This window comes from Pseudomonas sp. B6(2017), assembly GCF_002112765.1.
Classification (GTDB): domain Bacteria; phylum Pseudomonadota; class Gammaproteobacteria; order Pseudomonadales; family Pseudomonadaceae; genus Aquipseudomonas; species Aquipseudomonas piscis.
Window position 1 is genome coordinate 1 of the sequence record NZ_NEIQ01000033.1, and the last position, 19489, is coordinate 19489.

Genomic DNA, 19489 nt, shown 5'->3' on the forward strand with positions numbered 1-19489 from the left:
TCAACGTCAACGGCGGCGCCATCGCCATCGGCCACCCCATCGGCGCGTCGGGCTGCCGGGTGCTGGTGACCCTGCTGCATGAAATGATCAAGCGCGATGCGCACAAGGGCCTGGCGACCCTGTGCATCGGCGGCGGCCAGGGCGTAGCGCTGGCGATCGAGCGCTAAGACCTCTCCTGCGGGCCACCCTGGTGGCCCGCACCACCACGAGCATCGGCAAGCCGGCGGACCCACGACATCCACCGGCCTGCCTGCCCTCCCGGTGCTCACGCACCGGGATCCCCTCTCTTCCTTAGTGTCCGTCCACCAGGTCCTTGAGTTGCCCGGCCAGGCGCATCGCTTGCTGACGCAACGACTGGCAAAACCCTTCGACGAAACTCGACGAGGGTCGGTAATCCGGACGCACCAGCATCACTTTGTAAGGCACCGACAGCTCAAGCGGACGGATCGCCAGCCCCCTGCCCACCTCCTCCATGGCACTCAACGGATTGATGATCGTCACCCCCAATCTCTGGCGCACCATGGCGCACACCGAAGCGGCGTTGGTGGTCTCGATCACTATCCTCCGGTCAACCCCGGCCTGGCGAAAATGCTCGTCCAGGGTCTGCCGATAGATATCCAGGCCCGAGAGGTTGATGAAGTTCTGCCCGCCAAAGTCCGCCACCGACAATCGCGTCTTCGCCAGCAGCGGATGGCCCTCAGGCAGGATGCAGACCATGTCGGCGCAGAACAGCAAGTCGCCCTGGGTCCCCCGGGGCAGGTGCTCGCTTTCGGTCAGGCCCAGGTCATGGCGCTGGGCGCTGAGGGACTCCTCCAGCAGCGGCGACTCCTGGGCGGTGATGCTCAGGCCGATGCCCGGGTGCCGGCTCTGGAAATCCTGGCATACCCGCGGCAGCAGGGCCTGGGAGAACAGCGGCAGGCAGCAGAGGCTCAGTTGGCCATGCTCGAAGCGACGTATCGATCGGGCCAGGCTGTTGATTCGCTCCAGGCCTATATAGGCCCGCTCCACCTCCTCCAGCAACAGCAGGGCCTGGGCCGTGGGCTGCAGGCGCCCGCCCTCGCGGTCGAACAGGCACAGGCCGGACAGGCTTTCCAGGCGCGCCAGCTCGCGACTGACCGTGGGTTGCGAGGTGAACAACAGGCGCGCGGCGCCGGTGACGCTGCCGGCCTGCATGATGGCGCGGAACACTTCGATATGCCGCAGGGAGATATCCATGGCGAGAGGGCTCGTTGAATCGATCAACCCATATCAAAACTGAATCATTGAACAAAGAATAGATATTTTCTTGAATAGCCAGCAAACGGCATGCTGCTGGCACTTTCACTGACCACAGATTGCATTCGCCATGGCCATCCCCTTCTCCCCCGAACAGCTTGTCGCCGCCGCCCGCCAGTACGGCACCCCGCTGTGGTGCTACGACGCCGCCACCATCCAGGCGCGTATCGCCCAGTTGCAAGCCTTCGACGTGGTGCGCTATGCCCAGAAGGCTTCGTCCAACCTGCACCTGCTGCGCCTGATCCGCGAAGCCGGGGTGCGGGTCGATGCGGTCTCCCTGGGTGAGATCGAGCGGGCCCTGCTGGCCGGCTTCAGCCCGACCAACGGCGGCATCGTCTTCACCTGCGACCTGTTCGACGAGGCCACCCTCAAGCGCGTGGTGGAACTGCAGGTAGAGGTCAACGCCGGTTCCATCGACATGCTCCGCCAGTTGGGCGAACAGTCCCCCGGGCATCGTGTCTGGCTGCGGATCAACCCCGGGTTCGGCCACGGCCACAGCCGCAAGACCAATACCGGCGGAGAAAACAGCAAGCACGGGATCTGGCACGACCAGGTGGACGAGGCCCTGGCGGTGATTCGCCAGCACAACCTGCACCTGGTGGGCCTGCACATGCACATCGGCTCCGGGGTCGACTACGACCACCTGGAACAGGTGGGCGCGGCCATGGTCGCGGCGGTCAAGTCCCTGGACCACGACATCGAGGCCTTCTCCATCGGCGGCGGCCTGTCCACCCCTTACCGCGACGGCGACACCCCGGTGGACGTGCAACGCTACGCCAACGCCTGGAAAGTCGCCCGCGAGGAAATCGAGGCCTACCTGGGCCACGGCGTGCACATGGAGATCGAACCCGGGCGTTTCCTGGTGGCCGAGGCCGGTTGCCTGGTCAGCGAGGTACGGGTGGTCAAGGATGCCGGCCAGCATCACTTCGTGCTGGTGGACACCGGCTTCAACGACCTGATGCGCCCGGCCATGTACGGCGCCTACCACGGCATGAGCCTGCTGGACGCCAACGGCCAAGCGGTCCAGCGCCCGCAACGACCGACCGTGGTCGGCGGCCCGTTGTGCGAGTCCGGCGACATCTTCACCCAGGACGATGAATGCCTGACCCCGCGCCTGCTGCCCCAGGCCCAGGTCGGCGACCTGCTGGTGCTGCACGATACCGGCGCCTATGGCGCGAGCATGTCTTCGAACTACAACAGCCGGACCCTGTTGCCTGAGGTGCTGTTCGAAAACGGCCAGCCGAAACTGATTCGCCGGCGCCAGCCACTGGCCGACCTGCTGGCACTGGAACTGGGGCTGTAACTGGGCTTGTCACTGGGACTGGATCCCCTGTAGGAGCAGCCGGTCGATGCTCGTTAACGGTAGCGCGTGCCTACGGGATAAACCCAGCGCTCTGACGCCATCGCGGGCAAGCCTCGCTCCTGCAGTTCCATCAACTGCTCGGCATCAACCTACCAAGGCGCCAGTTGCAGGCGTTCCGGCCGGTCGTCCATGGCGTCGTCCTGCTCAGGGGCACTGCACTGGACAGGCGCCGCCCAGGGTCGTAAAAAGTCCCTGCCCGCCCATCCCGAGGTTCTCATGCCACTGCGCCGCCTACCGCTCAAGCACCTGCCCGCCATCAGCGCCATTATCCTGGGCATGGCCCTGGCCATTGCCCGGGCCCTGGTGCCACTGGACTACTTCTGGGACAACTTCGCGGCCTACTGGCTGCCACAGGCGCTGGTCCTCGGCCTGCTGCTCCTGACCCGCCCGGCCTCGGCCATGGTCGCCGGCGCCGCCCTGGCGCTGGCCATCCACCTGTTGCTCTTCTGCCTGTGGATCACCACCGCGCAAGATGCCCTGGGCTGGATCTACTACCTGCTCAACTTCCCCGGTGCGGTGCTCGGCGCCGCCGCGGCCCGCTACCTGGCCAAGCGCCGCCCGCCACGCAGCGCCCTGGGCAGCGGCCTGCTGGGGTTCTTCGGTGTGGCGTTGGGCTTGTTGCTGAACTTCAAGCTGCAATAGCTGGCGTACAGCTGATTCGACGCCGGCGGGCCCGGCGGCGAAAAAGGCCGAAGCCGCCCGCCCGACCCTGGCTGGGTCGGGCGGGCACGGCTTCAGACCTGACCGTGACTGAGATCGGCCAGGCGTCCTGACAAGGCCTGCATGGCCTCGCTGACCTTGTCCAGGGCCTGGGCGTCCCGGGCGTTGTCTTCGCTGATGCTATGGATACGTACCGCCAGCTCGTTGATTTCCTGGGTCACGTGGCTCTGCTCCTGCGCCGCCACGGCAATCTGCTGCGCCCGCTGGGAGATGTCATCGAAGCTGTTGACCGTACTGGACAGCGCATCCGAAGCCCCAGCCGCCTCGCCCACTGCCTGGCGGGTGCGTGACTCACCGGACTGGATAGCCTGCACCGCCTGGCGCGAGGCCTGCTGCAGGTCGTTGATCATGCCGCTGATCTCGTTGGCCGAGGTCTGGGTACGCCCGGCCAGGGTCCGCACCTCGTCGGCCACCACGGCGAAACCACGGCCCTGCTCGCCGGCCCGGGCCGCCTCGATGGCGGCATTGAGGGCCAGCAAGTTGGTCTGCTCGGAGATGGCCTTGATCACGTCCAGGACCGCGCCGACCTGCTGGCTGTCCTGCTCCAGGCGCTGGATCACCGAGGCTGCCTCGGCCATTTCCGTGGACAGCTGCTGGATCGACTCGCTGTTGGCCGCCACCCGCTGCTGGCCATCCTGCACCACCACCAGCGACTGGCGCGCGGTATCGGCGCAGTTGTTGGTGTTCTGCGCCACTTCCTGGGCACTGGAGGACATCTCGGTGATGGCCGTGGCCAGTTGGGTATTTTCCTGGCGCTGCTGCTCGGCGCGCCGGGCCAGGGTGCTGCTCAATTCGCCCAGGCGCGCGGCTTCGCTCTGCAACTGGCGGGCTTCGCTGGCGATCTTCTGCAGCATCTGCCGCAACTGCCCGGCATAGCGGTTGACCGCGCCACGCAGGGCGCCGATCTCATCGGCCCGATCCACGTGCAGCTCGGCGTTGTCGGTGGCCTGGCCACTGCCCAGGGCATCGATCTGGCGGGTGGTTTCCTCGAGCTGGGCAATCAGCTTGTTGCCCGCCAGCCAGGCGAAGAACAGCAACAGGGCCAGCAACGGCAGGAGGAATACCAGGATCTCGGTGGTCATGGCCCGGGCCAGGCCGGTGACCCGCTTCTCCGGAGTCACCAGGCCGATGGTCCAGCCGGTGCCGGGCATGGTGAACAGGCTGACCCGCGCCGCTTCCTGCAAGCGTCCGTCGCGGTCCAGGTCGAGGCTGCGCACCTGGCCGGGACGCGCCGCGCCGGCCAGGGTCTCGGCCACCGGGCGCAACCAGGCCTGCTGCTTGCTCAAGGCGTCGAAGCTGAGCATCTGCGCGCCACCGCTGGCCTGGGCATCGGGGAAGTACAGGACGTTGCCGGCCTGGTCCAGGGCGAAGGCATAACCGCCGGTGACCGAACCCTGTTCCTTGAGAAAGCGCGCCAGGTCGTCCAGGCGCAGGTCGATGGTGGCCACCCCGGCAAAGGCGCCGCCCTGGCGATAGGGCACGCTGCAGGTGGTCATCGGCACCTGGGTCACCGGGTCCTGGTAGGCCTCGGACCACAGGCAGTGCCCGGCAGCGCTATTGCGCGCGCCCGTGTACCAGGCTTCATGGTGATAACCGGCGCTGCCGGCGGCGTTGTAGTCATCGGAATACACCAGCGAGCCCGCGTCGCTGCGGCCCCAGAAGAAGCTGCGGCGTTCCACGCCCGGGGCGAAGGCATTGGGTTCCGGCCAGATCCCGCCACCGGCGATGGCCTTGTCGTTCTCGTGGTCGATCACCTTGGGCGCGGTGGCCATGACCAGCTCCGGCTCCTTGGGCAGGCCCTCGACCATGTGCGCCATGCTCACGGTCACGCCTTCGATTCCCGCCAACTGCAAGGCCAGTTGACGGACGATGGCACTGCCGGTCTGTTCGATCAACGCCGAGCTCGCCTCCACTACCTTGGGTTGTCCCCGCAGGGTCATCACGGCAAAAACCGCCAACGCCGTGAACAGCAACAGCAGCACGCTGCCGAGGGTCAAACGATGAGACAGACGAACCGGAAGCAAAGCCATGACGAACTCCGTATCAGTTAGGCATCCAGACGTTATCGACCGCGACCGGTGTTCCCTTGAGAAAAGAGTGACATCGTTCACATAAAAATCGCTTCCGGCCAGGGCGCGCCCGATGCGTCAGCCTCGCCTGTTGCGCTCGCGCCGGCGGATCGCCGTCACTGTCTCACCGCCGGTACCCCCCCTTGGGGCCAGGGCCTGGAGCGCGGCACGGGTCTGCGGTTCGGTCGGATGCAAGGGGGGATCGACGATGCCCGGCGCCACCGCATTGACCTGGACCGGGAGCCGGCCAGCTCCAGGGCCAGGCAGCCTGACCTGCCTGGAGGATTTGCTGGCCACGGTGATCGCGGTGAATAACGGCGGCGAGTTGATGGAGGTCCTGGCGCGAAGCCGGTAAGGCCGAGCCGCAGGCTCGAGCCATAGAAGCATGGTCACCTGCGGCTTGAGCCCTTATCGCGTGCGCCTCAACCTTCGAGCACCAGCATGAACTGGCTGAAGCGATCGATGCCGTCCTTGGACAGCTCCAGGCCCTTCTCGCCCATCCGCGACATCCACTTGCCGTTGTCGCCACGCAGGGATATCTGGCCGCTGGCCGTATCGATGGCGTAGGCGAACTGGCAATACGGGTCGATGCTGTCCTTGGACAGCTCCAGGCCCGTGGCCCCCATGCGCGACATGAACTTGCCGTTATCGCCCTGCAGGGCGAGCTTCTTGTCGGTGCCGATCTGCACCAGCACCACCTTGAACTTGCAGTACTGATCGATGGAACCCTTGGACAACTCCAGGCCGGTCGCGCCCATGCGCGACATGTAGTTGCCCGAGTCGCCACGCAGCGAGATGACACTACCGTTTTCGATGACACGTTGTGGAATGACGATCATGGTTGGCACTCCTTGCTGATTGGGTATGTCCTGCTTGCGGGCAGCGCCTGCCACTACCGGACGCTGGCCTCTGGTACAGGTGCAACGACCGGCAAGACGCGCCGCAAGCGAAGTCTAGTCGAGCCCCTCGGCAAGCCTCGGGACTCCTGGCAGGAACAGGACCAGCGGTTGGGTGCCCCGGCGCCAGGCGGCGCCGGCGGTCTTCACTCCGGCGAGCGGTTGGTGTACTGCGCGAAATTCTCGGCGTAGTCCGTCAAGTGCTCGTCGAGCATGTGGCGGAACTGATCGACGAAGTAGTCCAGCGTCTGCTGCTTGGAAGCGGCCATTTCCTCGGCGTCACGGCAGCCGGTGGCGCGGATGAATGCGCAGAAACGGGCATTGGCGTACATCAGCGAGGCGCTGACCTTGCCACGGCCGCAGGTGGCGACCTGGGAGTTGGCCAGGTCGATGATGGCGTCGGCGCGATCGAAGAATTCGTGATCCGGTTCGTTGGCCACAGGTGGGTCCTTTTGCTGGGTATGAAAACGAGGCGCCGGAGTATAAGAGCTTTGCCCGGCAAAACCGACGGTTTTCAGCGCCGCGCCAATCTCCCCCTGCCCCTACGCTCCGGGCAAGGCCCGCAGATGCTCGGCCAACAAGGCTTCGCTCTTGCCCAGGGACAAAATCACGCTGTCATCGGCCAGCCGCTGGACCTGCTCCAGGTGCGACTCGCCCCGCTGCCGGTCACCGTCGAGGAATGCCGCCAGGGCCTGGCCCCGCGGCCGCAACCAGGGTGAGTACCACTCGACCTCGGCGGTCAGCGGAGCCCCTTGCAGCAGGCTCACGTCACGTTGCTGGCAGGCACGGCAGAAGGCCAGTTCCGTGCGCAACAGATCGACCACCACCTGCAGGCCAGGCAGCTCCCCTGCCCGACCCTCCAGCAGCCGCTCCAGTTCAGGTTCCATCGCCTGCGCCGCCGCCCAGTCGCCCTGCTCTTGCCGGGCAGCGAGCCGGTAGCTGAAGGCGACCAGGGGCTGGGGCATGGCCGCCTGGTCCAGGTGTTCGAGGTCCGCTTGCGGCAACTGCCCACTGGTGACTCCGGCCACGCTCAGGGCCAGCAGTCGGGCGTAGGCCAGTTCCGCTAGCTGGTCATCACGATGAGTGAACCAGCGCCACAGCAGCAGGCCGTCGCTGGGCATGGTCCCCAGGGTCGGAATGAGATTGGCCGCCCCCAGCGCCAGGTTGATCGCGGCAAACCCCAGGAGCACCGCGCCGGCCAACCCAGGCCAGGCGAGCCCCAGGACCAGGGCGGCCAGGCCCGCCAGCAGGTTCAGCAATGGGCCACAGAACGCCACCGCCAGCCATTGCCCGCGCAGCGAGCGTTGCAGGTTGCTCGCCGCCATCACATAACCGCCCAGGCACTTGCGCAGGCGCAGCCGCCAGCCACGCCGTCGCGCCTGGAGCTCGAGGACGGTGAGCCGCATCGACAGCACCGGCATGCCCCACCAGCGGGCCGCCAGATAGTGCCCGGCCTCGTGCACGAAGATGCCCAGGATCCCCAGCGCCAAGGCCAGGAACAGCCCCAGCAATGGCCGGCCGCTGCTGGTGCCGATGACGAAGGTGGCGCTGAACCAGCCGCTGATCACCAAGGCGCCTTGCACCATCAGCAGCAGTCGGTTCAGGGCCTTGGGCCAGTGCTTGCCATCCATTGCGTAACGTCCTCGAAGTGAACCTTGGGGAATCCGGGCGCGCAGACTGCCAGCTTTGCCCCCAACACCTCAAGCCGGCTCTCAGCAGGATCCGGGCCAATGCCGGGCCAGCACCGGGGCCACCCGGGGCTCGTGCTCGATGCGCTCGAGCAAGGCCACGAAGTGCGGCTGGCTGTGGCGCAGCGCGTCCCTGGCGCCGCCCCAACGCGACACCACCGCCGCCTGGATATCCAGGGCCCCGGGCGCGTCGCCCCCCAGGAAAGGCCGTGGGGTGAACTGGCGGGCGAACAGCTCCCAGGCGTGGTGCAGGCGTTGCCCGGTCGCCTGGCGCACCCGCGCCTCCAGCGCCGGGTCGGCATCGCTCACCCAACGTCCCGGGTAGTCGAGGATGCCGATCGCCGAATAGCAGTTGGCGGCGATGTACACCAAGCCACGAATGACCTGGGCCCGCGCCGAGGCCTGGGTCGGCAGCAACCCGGAATCGGCGAACTGCAACCCGAGGTGGATCAGGATCGCCGCGCTTTCCGTGAGGATGCTGCCGTCGGGCAGTTGCAAGGTGGGAATCTGCAACAACGGATTGAGCCGCTCCAGGGCATCCCGCCCCGGGCTGGCTTGCCAGGGCGCGGCCTCGATGCAGCGGTACGGCGCCTGGCAATACTCCAGGGCAATCTCCACCATGGCCGACCCCGTGCCCTGGCTTCCATACAAGTGATACATCTTGGCGACCTCCAGGTTGACCGGGGCACTCTACGCCTATCGGTCCCGGGAGTGACACTCCACGTGCAGCACCTGCTCGGCCACGGAGCGCGTCTGGAAGCGCACCGGCAGGAAGGCTTCGATCACCTGGATATTGCTCGCCAGATGATTGCTCAGGCGCGGCGTGGTGAAGCTGCCGCCACCGGCCAGAGCCATGGGCAGCAACAACTGGTCGGCCAGGCACTCGGCCACCACCGCGCCGGAGGCCAGCCATTCCCGGGCCTGGTCGATGGCAGCATCGGCGACGCTTTCGGCCCGCAGGCCGTTCTGGGCGAAACCGCAGAACAACTCGGTCAGGTGCTCGTGGGCGAACTCCAGCAACAGCACGTTGCCCGGGCCGTATTGCTCATCCAGTTGCACGTCTTGCAGCTCCTCCCGGGACAGCCCCAGGCGATTGCCCACCCGCCGCAGTTCACGCTCGGCCACATGTTCCGGCAAGCCGGCACTCAGGGCCCAGGCCCGACGCCCAAGCAAGGCGCCACGCTCTTGCAGATGCACAGGTTGCAGGGTCGAAGGCCGGACCGACAGTTCCAGCTCGCCACCGCCAGCCGGCACGAAACCATGGCGCAGCAACTGCAACTCCACCTGCGCGCCCATGCGCCGCAGCTGCGGCAGCCAGGAGTGCTGGAGGAAGTCCGCCGGTGGCGCCAGGGGATTATGGGTGCCGCCGGTAACCGTCACCCGGCTGGGCTCCGGAGCCTGGAGCAACGCCGGCAGCAAGGTCTGCAACACCAGGGTGCAGCTACCGGCGGTGCCGATGGAAAAGCGGTAGTCGCCGCCACGGATCGGCCCCGGTTCGAAGGCCAGCACCTGGGAGCCCAGCTCGGCCCCCCGGACACTGGCCCCGCACACCTGGGCAGCGGCCTGGACCGCCGTCAGGTGCTGGCGCATCAGGCCCGGACGGCTGCGCCGGGCGCGTATATTGCCGATCCGCAGGGCCTTGCCGGTAAGCATCGACAGGCTCAGGGCACTGCGCAGTACCTGGCCGCCGCCAATGGCGCCGTCCAGCTCGATCACATCCTGTTTCATCATGTTCCTTAAGCGTAGTGCCGGACGGTGTCTCTCAAATAGGCGTCCAGCAGGGCATTGTCTTCATGGGTGCGCGCAAGCTTCGGCACCGGGCGCGCAAGCTCGGCGGCGATGAAGTCGTGCAGCACCGGGCGCCGTGGACCGTAGGCGGACTCATCGGCACGACGCTTCAAGTCCAGCAGCTCATCCACCTCGTCCAGCAGTCGCCGGTCATCGACGGTCTCCAGCAGCTCGGCGAAGGTCATGGGCGGTCGGCCCCGGCCCTGGTCGATCCAGCGCACCGCCAGCAACGGTCGCAGCACATAGAAGTATTTCTTGAACCGCACGCTGTCGCCCTGGAGGTAGCCGCGAAAGTTCTTCCGGGCCATCGACAGGTAGTGGTTGCGTGCCGCCGGCGGGCTGTAGAAGGTCTCGGCCAGCTCGCGCAAACGCGCGGTCGCAGTCGCTTCGCGGCGATACACCAGGGGCGAGTCGAGCCATTCCAGCAAGGTCGGGTTGGACTTGCGCAGCAACCCCAGGGTCTTGCGCAGCTCCCAGCCACTGACATCCAGCTCATCGTCCAGAGGGCGCTCGATCACGTCCCGCGCGGCGTCCACCTGGATGAACCACTCGGGTTTCTCCACGTAGATGAAACGCACGTCGTAGTCGCTGTCGGTGGAGGAGAAGCCCCAGGCCCGGCTACCGGACTCGCAGGCATACAGCACCTGCACATTGCGCTCGCGCTCGATCCGCGCCAGCTCCTCCAGGACCCGTTCGCGCATGGCGTCGTCCAGGGGGTGAAGTTCCTTGTCTACTTGCATGTCCTGCTTCCTGTTCAATCGGTGGCACTGGCCATCAGCACCCCCAAGGTCCGGCGTTCGGGGTTCCAGATGCTCAGGCACCAGACGCCCCACCACTCCAGGCCCTCATCGAAATAATCGCTCCAGGCCTCGGTCGCCGCCGTACCCTCGACCTGCCAATCCAGCAGCAAGTCGCTCACCCAGTCGATCACCACCGGCTGCGCCTCGGGCTCAAGCCCCAGCAACGCCAGCCAGCGCTGGAAGATCGCCTCGGGCGGCTCACCATCCTCGGGGAAACGCGTTCGGTAAGGCGGGTCGATAAAGGCCTGGTACAAGGCCTGCGGACCTGGTAGCACACTGGCTGTACCCAGGCGCTGGAGCTCTTGCGCATCCAGCTCCCGAGCCACGGCCCGCTGCACTTCCCAGCGCATCGGCGGCGCCTCGCCGAGATCGGCATAGCGCGGATGCTCCTGGATCAGCCGGCGCCGCGCCTCGCGGCGCTGCTCTTCTATCTGCAGGTACAAGGCGTCCAGGGCCTGGCGATGCAGATCAAGGTCGACACTGGCCTGTGGCGCGACGTCCAGCACCGCGAAATCGAATACGCAGCCCGCCTCCTTCAATTGCCGGCGCAGGGCCTGGATCGACTCGTTGTCCTGCACGTCCAGCAGTGCTGGCAGCATGTTTGCTCTCCTTGGTTCATGGCAGCCACTTGAGCGAACCCGCCGGCAGTTCTCCGGCCTTTTCCATCATTCGTACCCGCTGGGTCAGCGCCTCGCGCAGTGGCTTGGGGGTCACCGGGTCGAACAGTGCATAACGCCCACTGCACCAGCCGGCCAATTGCGCCTGCCAATAGCTCGCCTGTTGTGGAGCCTGGTCCAGGCACCAAAGCAGGTACTCCAGCTGCCGCCAGCCCGGCTTGAGACTCAGCAGCATCCGCTGGCGCCATGCAGGCAGCGCTGGCCAGTGAACATCCAGGTACTGCTCCAGGGCTTCGTCGAATACCGCCCAGGGTTGTTCGCGCAGCAGGCTGACCGCCATCTCGAAGACCTTGTCCGAGACATCGCCCAGGGCCTTGAGCTGCCAGGCCATGCCGCGCTCGCCCAGGCTATGCAGGGCCAGTAGACGAGTGTTCAAGGCCGGCGAGTCCAGGGCCAGTTGCACCATGGCATCGGCCCGGGGCTCTTGCAGTTCCCTGGCCAGGCCCAGCAGGCCTTGCCACTGCGACCGGTTTGCCGGCGCCGGTTGCAGCACCCGGGCCAGCAGCACTTCCCGTGGCTCCAGGCCATAGCGTGGCGCCGCCCAATGCCCCAGGCCACGCAGGGCCGCCGAGGGGTCGAGCAAGGCCTGGCGCAATTGCTCGCGCGGGTCGTCCAACAGCGGCAGCAACAAGCGCAGGGCCTTGACCCGCACGCTAGCGCCCGAGGTCCGCATGACCTGCTCCAGCAACGGCCGGGCTTGCTCTTTAGCCAGCTCGGCGCAGGCGTCCACCGCCATCTGCCGCACGCTGACCTCGCCATGGCCCAGGGCCTGGGCCAGCAGGGCCGGGCGATCCGCACCACTGTCCAGCAACAGCTCGAAGACGAACCGTGCGGCCCGGCCCCGGCAAGCGGCAAAGGCCTGCTCGACCTTGCCTCGTACTTGCGGCAACTGCAGCACCGCTCGTGCCCGTTCCAGGGTCGCCCCGTGGCTGACCCGCTGCTTGGCGGTCAAGGCCAGCAGCGGACCGAGAACCTGCAACCACAAGGCGCCATGTTCAGGTACCAGGTACAGCTCCACGGCCGTAGCCGCCTCCTGGCGAACCTGGGGTACCCAATCGTTGAGACGCTCCAGCAGCACCACCAGGGCAGCAGCCGACGGCTGGCGGGCCAGGCGTCGTACTGCCGACTGGCGGACGAAGCCATTGCCAAAACCGCTCAGGATCAGCCAGGCATCGTGTTCGTCCCGGGTTTGCCAGACTTCGCGCATCCGGCCAATTTCGTAGTCGCTCAGCTGGTAGTGCCAATCGGGCGGGCACTCCAGCATATCCATGACATCCATCGCTCTACCCCTTAACGCATACCACCTGACGCAAGGTATGCAGTACTTCCACCAGTTCGCGCTGGGCGTCCATCACTTGGTCGATGTCCTTGTAGGCCATCGGGATCTCGTCGATCACGTTCTCATCCTTACGGCACTCCACATGGGCGGTGGCGCGGATCTGGTCGGCCAGGGTGAAGGTGTTCTTGGCCTTGGTCCGGCTCATGGTTCGACCGGCACCGTGGCTGCAGGAGCAGAACGCCTCCTCGTTACCCAATCCGCGGACGATGAAGCTCTTGGCCCCCATCGACCCGGGGATGATCCCCAACTCGCCCTTCTTCGCCGACACCGCGCCCTTGCGGGTCACCAGCACCTCTTCACCGAAGTGGCGCTCCTTCTGTACGTAGTTGTGGTGGCAGTTCACCGCCTCCAGCGCCACTTCAAAAGGCTTGCTGATCACCTTGCGGGTGGCCTGGATCACCAGTTGCATCATCAACTCGCGGTTCTGCCGGGCGAAATCCTGGGCCCAGGCCACAGCCTCGACGTAATCATCGAAGTGCTGGCTACCTTCCTCGAAGTAGGCCAGGTCGCGGTCCGGCAGGTTGGCGATGTGCTGGCGCATATCCGCCTGGGCCAGGTTGATGAACAGGTTGCCGATGGCATTACCTACGCCGCGCGAACCGCTATGGAGCATGAACCAGACGCGGTTGGCCTCGTCCAGGCACACCTCGATGAAGTGGTTCCCGCCTCCCAGGGTTCCCAGGTGCTGGCGGTTGTTGCTGTTGGCCAGCGCCGGGTACTTATCGGTGATCGCCTTGAACCGTGGATGCAGGGCCGCCCAGGCCTGGTCGGCCTGCTGCGGGATCTCGCCCCAGGCCCCCTTGTCTCGCCCGCTACGTGGCGAGGTACGACCGTGGGGCACCGCCTGCTCGATGGCGCTACGCAACCCGGCCAGGTTATCCGGCAGGTCGGAGGCGGTCAGCGAGGTCCGGGCGGCGATCATCCCGCAGCCGATATCCACCCCGACCGCCGCCGGAATGATCGCGCCCACGGTGGGGATCACGCTGCCGATGGTCGATCCCTTACCCAGGTGGACGTCGGGCATCACGGCCAGGTGCTTGAAGATGAAGGGCATCTTGGCGGTGTTCATCAGTTGCTGGCGGGCTTCGTTTTCCACGGGCACGCCCTGGGTCCACATCTTGATTGGCTTACCGTTGGCGACTTCCAGCAATTGGTAGGTCTTGCGTTCCATATCTTTTTACTCGTTCTTCCTGGGGCCCGAATCCGGGCCTTGTTATATCGGCAGCGCAAGAGCGGATTGCAGTCTTGCGCCGATGATCGATCGGGTGGCCGGTCATCCGGCAGGTCTTGGCGACAAAAAAAGGTGAAACATGCAGCCTGCTCTACCCCTGAGCTACCACCTTGCGGTGGGCGGGAATCGAACCCGCGACCAGGCTGTCCTGTAGTTCCACCGGCATTCGCCGGGTCAATCGGTGCAGGCCGGGCCTGCGGGCAGCGACAAGGGAACGGGCACATTTGCTCTACCCACTGAGCTACAGCCTTGCGGCTGGCGGGGCTCGAACCCGCGACACCATGTAGTACCCGTGGCATTCGCTGCCATCCCGCCAAGGCGGGGAAAACCTGCGACGACAAGGGATCGATGAAACGATGCACTCGCGTTCTGGTGGTTGAACCACGGCGCCCTTTTCGAGCACCGGCGGGGCTTGCACCCGCATCTCGAGCCTTGGATGTAGTTCCATCGGCATTCGTCGCAAAAAACCGCAAAACAGGTGGCGCGACAACAGTAGTGACTGATAGCCGGATTCGAACCGGCAAGACCAGGATGTACAGCCACCGGCATTCGCGCCGTCACCGGCCCTGACAAAATCTGCTGAGACGTCTTTGGATGTAGTCACAGCGGCATTCAGGGCCAATGATCAAGAAACTTCTGTGTGCGCCGGCTACCCGGCGCATGCTCCGACTCAATGACCTGGCGCTCAGGGCGCCAGGGCCTCGATGGCTTTCACCCAGTGCTGGCCACCGTAGTTGCCGGCGATGAACTGCTCGATCACGTCGAACACCGCATCGCTGAAGCCACCGACATTGAGGATGTCCTCACGGTCCGGGGCCTGGGTGGTGGCCCCGGGTTGCATATCGATGCACACCAGCCGGGCGTTGGGGTTGATCGCCTTGATCCGCTCCCACTGGCGCATGGTTTCAGTGGCCCCATGGCGCCGGGCGTCGATCCACGACTCGTTGTCCGAGACCAGGATCAGCGTTTCCAGCTTGAACCGCGCATTGGCCAGCTGCGCCAAGGGTGCCGAGCAGTTGGTCCCGCCGCCACCGATAGCCGCCAGCTTCTGGGCGTTGGTCATCACGCTGTCCCGGGGATTGAGGCGGATATCCACCACTTCCCGCTCGAACGGCATGACCCGCGCCGTCGGCCGCTTGCGCAGGACCGCCGCCGCCACCAGGGCCGCCACGTCGATGCAGCGCACCGCTGTGGTGGTGCCCTGGCGATGGCCAGTGACCGGACTGTGCATCGACCCCGAGACGTCCGGGCATACCACGACCGAACCGCTGAGCGCCGGCACGTTGGCCAGGGACAGCTCCAGGGCATCCTGCAGCGCTTCACGTACCCGCTGCGGCACCTCCTGCCCCGCCATGCGGTAGGCCGCCAGCAGCTGGTACGGGTAGACCCGGGCCTTGGCCACCTCTGCGGCATCCGCCAGGCGCGCCGCCACATACTCCGTGCAACCGCGCACTTGGAACGCACCGTGGCGAGCCAGGGTGTTGAGGTTCATGCGCAGCCCCTGCCAGCCCATGTTGCGAGCCTGGGCGGCCCATTGCTCGGCGCTCAGGGTCTCGTTGCCCAGCAACTGGAACGGTACATCCGGCACCTGGGTGCTGGCCCCGCTGCGAAACGCCAGCAGCTCGCGGGTCAGCCCGGGCAGCGCCTGGACATCCACCGGCTTGCCGATCAGCCAGGCGAAGAATGCTTCGCGCCAGGCCTCGCGGGGCTTGGGGTGGACCATCTTGACCACATCCGCCAGCGACGGCTGGTTGCCGATCGATGCCTGCAGCAGCTGGCGCTCGCTGGCGTTGTTCAGCCAGTCCTGTACCAGGCGCTTGGGCTGCGAGCCCAGGGACTTGCGACCGGTCACGCCGCTACGCAGGATCTGCACGTAGTTGCGCAGCATCTTGCCGTTGTCCACCACCTGGGCGAACAGCTCGGGCACCTGGACCGAACGTTGTGCGGTCAGCGCCGCCAGCAGCAGCGCCGGCATGTCCTTCATATGGCCTTGCTGGCGAGCGTAGCGAGCGGCCTGGGCCACGAAGCGGCTGTCGACTGCACCCACCAGTTGCAACACGGCTTCCAGCTGATCCTCGGGCGAGGTGTAGAAGGTCGAGTTCAGGCAACCGGTGACCGCCAGCTGGGCCAGGCGATGCTTGGCGTCGTAGGCGTAGGCCGGGGCCTGGGAGGCATTGCGGGTGTCGCTCGCCGGGGCTTTTGCCTGTTGGGTGTTGAACAGCTGCTGGTTGGCCATCTTGGCGTCTCGCTGGTTGTCTTGTTCGTTGCCAGAGATATTGCAGCCGCCGTGCCAGCTTTGAATTTTTTATCGAATTAACTTTTAACTTATTGATTTTAAACGAATTTATTTTTCACCTTGATTTCTTCGATGATTTTTCACGACAAACACCCCTCTGATTTTATATCTTTATCTATCGTAATTTATCTAAAGGTATAAACATGTCGGGCAAGTCCACGGTCGCCATCGGTTTCGTCGGTGCCACCCTCGATCGCGTCGGCAAGGGCGCCAACCGTTGGAGCCACTGGCGCCCGAGCGTGGGCTTGTGCCAGCAGCAGGATGTGCTGATCCACCGCCTGGAACTGATCCATGGCGTCGACGCCCGGGACATCAGCCTCGCCGGGCGCATTGCCGACGACATCCGCCAGGTCTCCCCCGAGACCGAGGTGCGCCTGCACCCCATGGAGCTGAAGAACCCCTGGGACTTCGAGGAGGTGTATGGCGCCCTGCACGACTTCACCAGCGCCTACGCATTCGACACCGAGCGCGAGGACTACCTGGTGCACATCACCACCGGGACCCACGTGGCGCAGATTTGCTGGTTCCTGTTGACCGAGGCCCGCTTCCTGCCGGCGCGGCTGATCCAGACCTCCCCAGCCCGGCGCCGCGATCCGGGCGAGCACGCCACCGGCACCCATGCACTGATCGACCTCGACCTGTCGCGCTATGACCGCATCGCCTCGCGCTTCGCCCACAAGCGCCTGGAGGGCCTGGCCTTTCTCAAGTCGGGGATCGCCACCCGCAACCTGGCCTTCAACCGCTCCATCGAACAGATCGAGCGAGTGGCGGTACGTTCCAGGGCCCCGATGCTGCTGATCGGCCCCACGGGGGCGGGCAAGTCGTTCCTGGCCCGGCGCATCTATGAACTCAAGCGTGGCCGGCACCAGGTCCAGGGGCGCTTTGTCGAGGTCAACTGCGCCACCCTGCGCGGCGACGGCGCCATGTCGGCGTTGTTCGGTCATACCAAGGGCGCCTTCACCGGCGCCCAGAATGCCCGCGACGGCCTGCTGCGGGCGGCCCACGGTGGCATGTTGTTCCTCGACGAGATCGGCGAACTGGGGCTGGACGAACAGGCGATGCTGCTCAAGGCCATCGAGGAGAAACGCTTCTTCCCCATGGGGTCGGACCAGGAGGTGGAGAGCGACTTCCTGATCATCGCCGGCACCCACCGCGACCTGCGCGGCAGGGTCGCCCAGGGCCTGTTCCGCGAAGACCTGTACGCCCGGATCAACCTCTGGACCTTCAACCTGCCGGGGCTGGCGGGGCGTCGCGAAGACATCGAGCCCAACATCGATTTCGAGCTGGAACGCCATGCCCGGGAGCAAGGCCAACTGGTGCGCTTCAACCTCGAGGCCCGGCGGCGCTACCTGGCCTTCGCCAGCTCCAGCGAAGCGGCCTGGCTGGGCAACTTCCGCGAGCTGTCGGCGTCCATCACCCGCATGGCCACCCTGGCCGACAGCGGCCGGATCGACGAGGCCCTGGCCCAGGAAGAGATCCAGCGCCTGCGCCATGCCTGGGGCCTGGAACAGGTCGAGGACGAGGTGCAACTGTTGCTGGGTGCAGATGTGGAACTGGACCTGTTCGACCGCCTGCAACTCAAGGCGGTGATCGCCGAATGCCGGCGCGCCGACAGCCTGTCGGATGCCGGGCGGCGCCTGTTCGGGGTCTCGCGCCTGGGCAAGGCCAATCCCAACGACGCCGATCGCTTGCGCAAGTACCTGGCGCGCTTCGGCCTGGACTGGAAACAGATCACCAGTTGAGCATCGCGTAGCTGCCCATGAATGCCCGCTGCAGGCCCTGTGGGCCTTGGCGCAGCCTCGCAGGCTCGACAGCGGCTACAAGGGCTGCGCACGAGCGCGCAGCGGCCGCGATGCGGCAGGTCAGGCCAGCGTCGGCGCCGCCTGCGGCACGGCGAACACGCCGCTGGCCCGCGCCACTTCGCGCTCGCCAACACTCAGCACCACGGTGGCGAAGGCGATCTGCCGCCCGCGCCGGGAATGCTCCAGGCGCACCTCCAGCCACTCCCCCACCTGCACCGCGCCCAGGTAATCGAGGTTCATGCTGGCGGTGATCAGCGGCAATGGCGGCTCGCTGGCGAAGGCCATGGCGTAACCCATGCCGATGTCCGCCAGGGTCGCGATGATGCCGCCATGCACGATGCCGCGACCGTTGGCGTGCCGCGCATCGGCGCGCAGGCCCACGCGCAGCCCGCTGCCACTGCCGCAGCCATAGACCGGACCGATCAGCTCCAGCAACGGACTGCTGCGAGGCAAGGGACTGAAACCCTGGGGAACATCCGCTTCACTCATGACAGGCTCCTTGAGCACCAGCGCAGCACCATCGCTGCGTACTGCCACAGATGTAGCGTCAATCCGCAGAGCGGCCTATCAGTATCAATCCCGGAAATTGCCGCAAATAAGTCACAACGCCGTCGTGGCCGCCCCAGGAAGGACGGTAAGATGCGCGCCTGCGTTCCCAACGCAGTTTCAAGCACCCAAGGAGCTCCCATGCAACATCAGGACGACCACCCTAACCGCCCTCGCCGCCTGGCTTTTGCCTTGCTGGGCGCGCTGGCACTCAGCGCCTGCTCTCCCAGCGACCAGGACAGAAGCGCCGTGGCCCTTGGCGGCGCCCAGGGCCAGGCCGGCGCCCAGTTGGCCTACGAACATGAGCTGACCCTGTCGCTGCCCTCGGAGCAGATCGGCCCGCGCCTGGTGCAAACCCGTGAAGCTTGCGAACAGGCGAAGTTCGGCGCGTGCAATATCCTGCGCCTGGAACAAGGCAAATACCGCGCCCAAGTGGTACTGCGGGTAGTACCGAGCGGCGTCGAGCCCCTGGTCGAGCAGGCCGCCGCAGGCGCCGAGCTGGGCGAGCGCATCACCAGCGCCGAAGACCTGGCCGATGCCGTGGCCGACGTGCAGCGCCAGCAGCAACGGCTCAAGGCCCAGCAGCAGCGGCTGGACGAACTGGCCGCGCGCAAGGACATCAGCGTCGGCGACCTGATCGCCTTGAGCAAGGAACAAGCCGGCATCGAGAATGACCTGCAAGCCCTGGCCCAGACCGCCGCTGGCCAGCAACGGCGGTTGGACACCAACCGCCTGACCCTGAACTTCCAGCCCAGCGACAGCGGCCAGCGCAGCTCCAACCTCAAGCGCGCCTTCAGCAACCTGCTGGACAACCTGGCCGACGGTACCGCCGAGGCCCTGGAGAAAGGCAGCTACGTGCTGCCCTTCGTGATCCTCGCCTTCCCCCTGGCGCTGTTGTGGGTCTGGCTGTGGCGCAAGTTCGTCCGTCGCCGCCAGTAACCTCGCCTACGCCTGGGCCTGGAGCGCCAGTTGCAAGCGCTCCAGGCCGATGCCGAACCC

18 protein-coding genes and 2 pseudogenes are annotated in these 19489 nt (G+C 66.0%); 6 read left to right on the top strand and 14 right to left on the bottom strand.

Translation table 11 applies throughout. The features are described from left to right. Positions 1-167: pseudogene (locus CAG11_RS32285) on the top strand (acetyl-CoA C-acetyltransferase); the annotation flags it as partial. A 124-nt stretch (positions 168-291) separates the two neighbouring features. Here CAG11_RS32285 and CAG11_RS32290 read toward each other — a convergent pair. Continuing rightward, on the bottom strand, positions 292-1215 hold the full coding sequence (locus CAG11_RS32290) for a LysR family transcriptional regulator (protein ID WP_085600662.1): 924 nt from the start codon (positions 1213-1215) through the stop codon (positions 292-294). 130 nt (positions 1216-1345) lie between these two features. Between CAG11_RS32290 and lysA the strand changes: the two genes are divergently transcribed. After that, positions 1346-2578 (top strand): diaminopimelate decarboxylase, encoded by a 1233-nt coding sequence (gene lysA / locus CAG11_RS32295; RefSeq protein WP_085600664.1) that lies wholly within the window; start codon positions 1346-1348, stop codon positions 2576-2578. Positions 2579-2854: 276 nt separating this feature from the next. After that, complete coding sequence (locus CAG11_RS32300; protein ID WP_085600666.1) at positions 2855-3280, top strand: hypothetical protein; 426 nt, start codon at positions 2855-2857, stop codon at positions 3278-3280. Between the two features lie 92 nt (positions 3281-3372). On the opposite strand, the gene CAG11_RS34625 is transcribed toward CAG11_RS32300, so the two are convergent. Then, positions 3373-4509 (bottom strand): methyl-accepting chemotaxis protein, encoded by a 1137-nt coding sequence (locus CAG11_RS34625; protein WP_371263532.1) that lies wholly within the window; start codon positions 4507-4509, stop codon positions 3373-3375. After that, positions 4495-5388, bottom strand: a pseudogene (locus CAG11_RS34630) (cache domain-containing protein); the annotation flags it as partial. The pseudogene CAG11_RS34630 and the gene CAG11_RS34625, both read right to left, overlap by 15 nt. 247 nt (positions 5389-5635) lie before the next feature. Between CAG11_RS34630 and CAG11_RS33735 the strand changes: the two are divergent. Further along, positions 5636-5782: a hypothetical protein gene (locus tag CAG11_RS33735; RefSeq protein WP_158091459.1), complete on the top strand. Its 147-nt coding sequence runs from the start codon at positions 5636-5638 to the stop codon at positions 5780-5782. A 67-nt stretch (positions 5783-5849) separates the two neighbouring features. Here the strand turns inward: CAG11_RS33735 and CAG11_RS32310 are convergent, their stop codons facing one another. From CAG11_RS32310 to CAG11_RS32355, 10 genes are all read right to left on the bottom strand, one after another. Further along, complete coding sequence (locus tag CAG11_RS32310; RefSeq protein WP_053138426.1) at positions 5850-6266, bottom strand: hypothetical protein; 417 nt, start codon at positions 6264-6266, stop codon at positions 5850-5852. A 203-nt stretch (positions 6267-6469) separates the two neighbouring features. Beyond that, positions 6470-6763 carry a DUF3144 domain-containing protein gene (locus CAG11_RS32315; protein WP_022643608.1) on the bottom strand — a complete coding sequence of 98 codons (294 nt, stop codon included), beginning with the start codon at positions 6761-6763 and terminating at the stop codon, positions 6470-6472. Between the two features lie 102 nt (positions 6764-6865). Beyond that, positions 6866-7954 (bottom strand): M50 family metallopeptidase, encoded by a 1089-nt coding sequence (locus CAG11_RS32320; RefSeq protein WP_085600668.1) that lies wholly within the window; start codon positions 7952-7954, stop codon positions 6866-6868. 81 nt (positions 7955-8035) lie between these two features. After that, positions 8036-8671: a glutathione S-transferase family protein gene (locus tag CAG11_RS32325; RefSeq protein ID WP_031321440.1), complete on the bottom strand. Its 636-nt coding sequence runs from the start codon at positions 8669-8671 to the stop codon at positions 8036-8038. A 36-nt stretch (positions 8672-8707) separates the two neighbouring features. Beyond that, positions 8708-9739: an RNA 3'-terminal phosphate cyclase gene (gene rtcA / locus CAG11_RS32330; RefSeq protein WP_085600670.1), complete on the bottom strand. Its 1032-nt coding sequence runs from the start codon at positions 9737-9739 to the stop codon at positions 8708-8710. 8 nt (positions 9740-9747) lie between these two features. Further along, complete coding sequence (locus tag CAG11_RS32335) at positions 9748-10539, bottom strand: nucleotidyltransferase domain-containing protein (RefSeq protein WP_053138432.1); 792 nt, start codon at positions 10537-10539, stop codon at positions 9748-9750. A 14-nt stretch (positions 10540-10553) separates the two neighbouring features. After that, on the bottom strand, positions 10554-11198 hold the full coding sequence (locus CAG11_RS32340) for a hypothetical protein (protein WP_256578821.1): 645 nt from the start codon (positions 11196-11198) through the stop codon (positions 10554-10556). Positions 11199-11214: 16 nt separating this feature from the next. Beyond that, positions 11215-12555 carry a PBS lyase gene (locus CAG11_RS32345; RefSeq protein ID WP_085600672.1) on the bottom strand — a complete coding sequence of 447 codons (1341 nt, stop codon included), beginning with the start codon at positions 12553-12555 and terminating at the stop codon, positions 11215-11217. Between the two features lie 4 nt (positions 12556-12559). Next, entirely contained in the window at positions 12560-13786 is a 1227-nt protein-coding gene (locus CAG11_RS32350) for an RtcB family protein (protein ID WP_053138441.1), read from the bottom strand. 745 nt (positions 13787-14531) lie between these two features. Next, positions 14532-16082 (bottom strand): TROVE domain-containing protein, encoded by a 1551-nt coding sequence (locus tag CAG11_RS32355; RefSeq protein WP_085600674.1) that lies wholly within the window; start codon positions 16080-16082, stop codon positions 14532-14534. 203 nt (positions 16083-16285) lie between these two features. Here CAG11_RS32355 and rtcR point away from each other — a divergent pair, with 203 nt between their 5' ends. Then, positions 16286-17884, top strand: coding sequence for an RNA repair transcriptional activator RtcR (rtcR, locus tag CAG11_RS32360; protein WP_085600676.1), 1599 nt, complete (start codon positions 16286-16288; stop codon positions 17882-17884). 120 nt (positions 17885-18004) lie between these two features. Here the strand turns inward: rtcR and CAG11_RS32365 are convergent, their stop codons facing one another. Beyond that, the gene (locus tag CAG11_RS32365) at positions 18005-18433 is read right to left on the bottom strand and encodes a PaaI family thioesterase (RefSeq protein ID WP_085600678.1); all 429 of its coding nucleotides are present in this window, start codon (positions 18431-18433) and stop codon (positions 18005-18007) included. A gap of 198 nt (positions 18434-18631) precedes the next feature. Between CAG11_RS32365 and CAG11_RS32370 the strand changes: the two genes are divergently transcribed. After that, entirely contained in the window at positions 18632-19429 is a 798-nt protein-coding gene (locus CAG11_RS32370) for a DUF4349 domain-containing protein (protein ID WP_085600680.1), read from the top strand. Positions 19430-19489 lie beyond the last annotated feature (60 nt).

Bases quoted from the DNA above. Each gene is read 5' to 3' on its own strand.
- CAG11_RS33735 (WP_158091459.1), top strand. From the start codon at position 5,636: ATGCCCGGCGCCACCGCATTGACCTGGACCGGGAGCCGGCCAGCTCCA.
- rtcA (WP_085600670.1), bottom strand. From the start codon at position 9,739: ATGAAACAGGATGTGATCGAGCTGGACGGCGCCATTGGCGGCGGCCAG.
- lysA (WP_085600664.1), top strand. From the start codon at position 1,346: ATGGCCATCCCCTTCTCCCCCGAACAGCTTGTCGCCGCCGCCCGCCAG.
- CAG11_RS34625 (WP_371263532.1), bottom strand. From the start codon at position 4,509: ATGCCCGGCACCGGCTGGACCATCGGCCTGGTGACTCCGGAGAAGCGG.
- CAG11_RS32290 (WP_085600662.1), bottom strand. From the start codon at position 1,215: ATGGATATCTCCCTGCGGCATATCGAAGTGTTCCGCGCCATCATGCAG.
- CAG11_RS32355 (WP_085600674.1), bottom strand. From the start codon at position 16,082: ATGGCCAACCAGCAGCTGTTCAACACCCAACAGGCAAAAGCCCCGGCG.
- CAG11_RS32320 (WP_085600668.1), bottom strand. From the start codon at position 7,954: ATGGATGGCAAGCACTGGCCCAAGGCCCTGAACCGACTGCTGCTGATG.
- CAG11_RS32365 (WP_085600678.1), bottom strand. From the start codon at position 18,433: ATGAGTGAAGCGGATGTTCCCCAGGGTTTCAGTCCCTTGCCTCGCAGC.
- CAG11_RS32370 (WP_085600680.1), top strand. From the start codon at position 18,632: ATGCAACATCAGGACGACCACCCTAACCGCCCTCGCCGCCTGGCTTTT.
- CAG11_RS32350 (WP_053138441.1), bottom strand. From the start codon at position 13,786: ATGGAACGCAAGACCTACCAATTGCTGGAAGTCGCCAACGGTAAGCCA.
- rtcR (WP_085600676.1), top strand. From the start codon at position 16,286: ATGTCGGGCAAGTCCACGGTCGCCATCGGTTTCGTCGGTGCCACCCTC.
- CAG11_RS32300 (WP_085600666.1), top strand. From the start codon at position 2,855: ATGCCACTGCGCCGCCTACCGCTCAAGCACCTGCCCGCCATCAGCGCC.
- CAG11_RS32310 (WP_053138426.1), bottom strand. From the start codon at position 6,266: ATGATCGTCATTCCACAACGTGTCATCGAAAACGGTAGTGTCATCTCG.
- CAG11_RS32325 (WP_031321440.1), bottom strand. From the start codon at position 8,671: ATGTATCACTTGTATGGAAGCCAGGGCACGGGGTCGGCCATGGTGGAG.
- CAG11_RS32340 (WP_256578821.1), bottom strand. From the start codon at position 11,198: ATGCTGCCAGCACTGCTGGACGTGCAGGACAACGAGTCGATCCAGGCC.
- CAG11_RS32345 (WP_085600672.1), bottom strand. From the start codon at position 12,555: ATGGATGTCATGGATATGCTGGAGTGCCCGCCCGATTGGCACTACCAG.
- CAG11_RS32335 (WP_053138432.1), bottom strand. From the start codon at position 10,539: ATGCAAGTAGACAAGGAACTTCACCCCCTGGACGACGCCATGCGCGAA.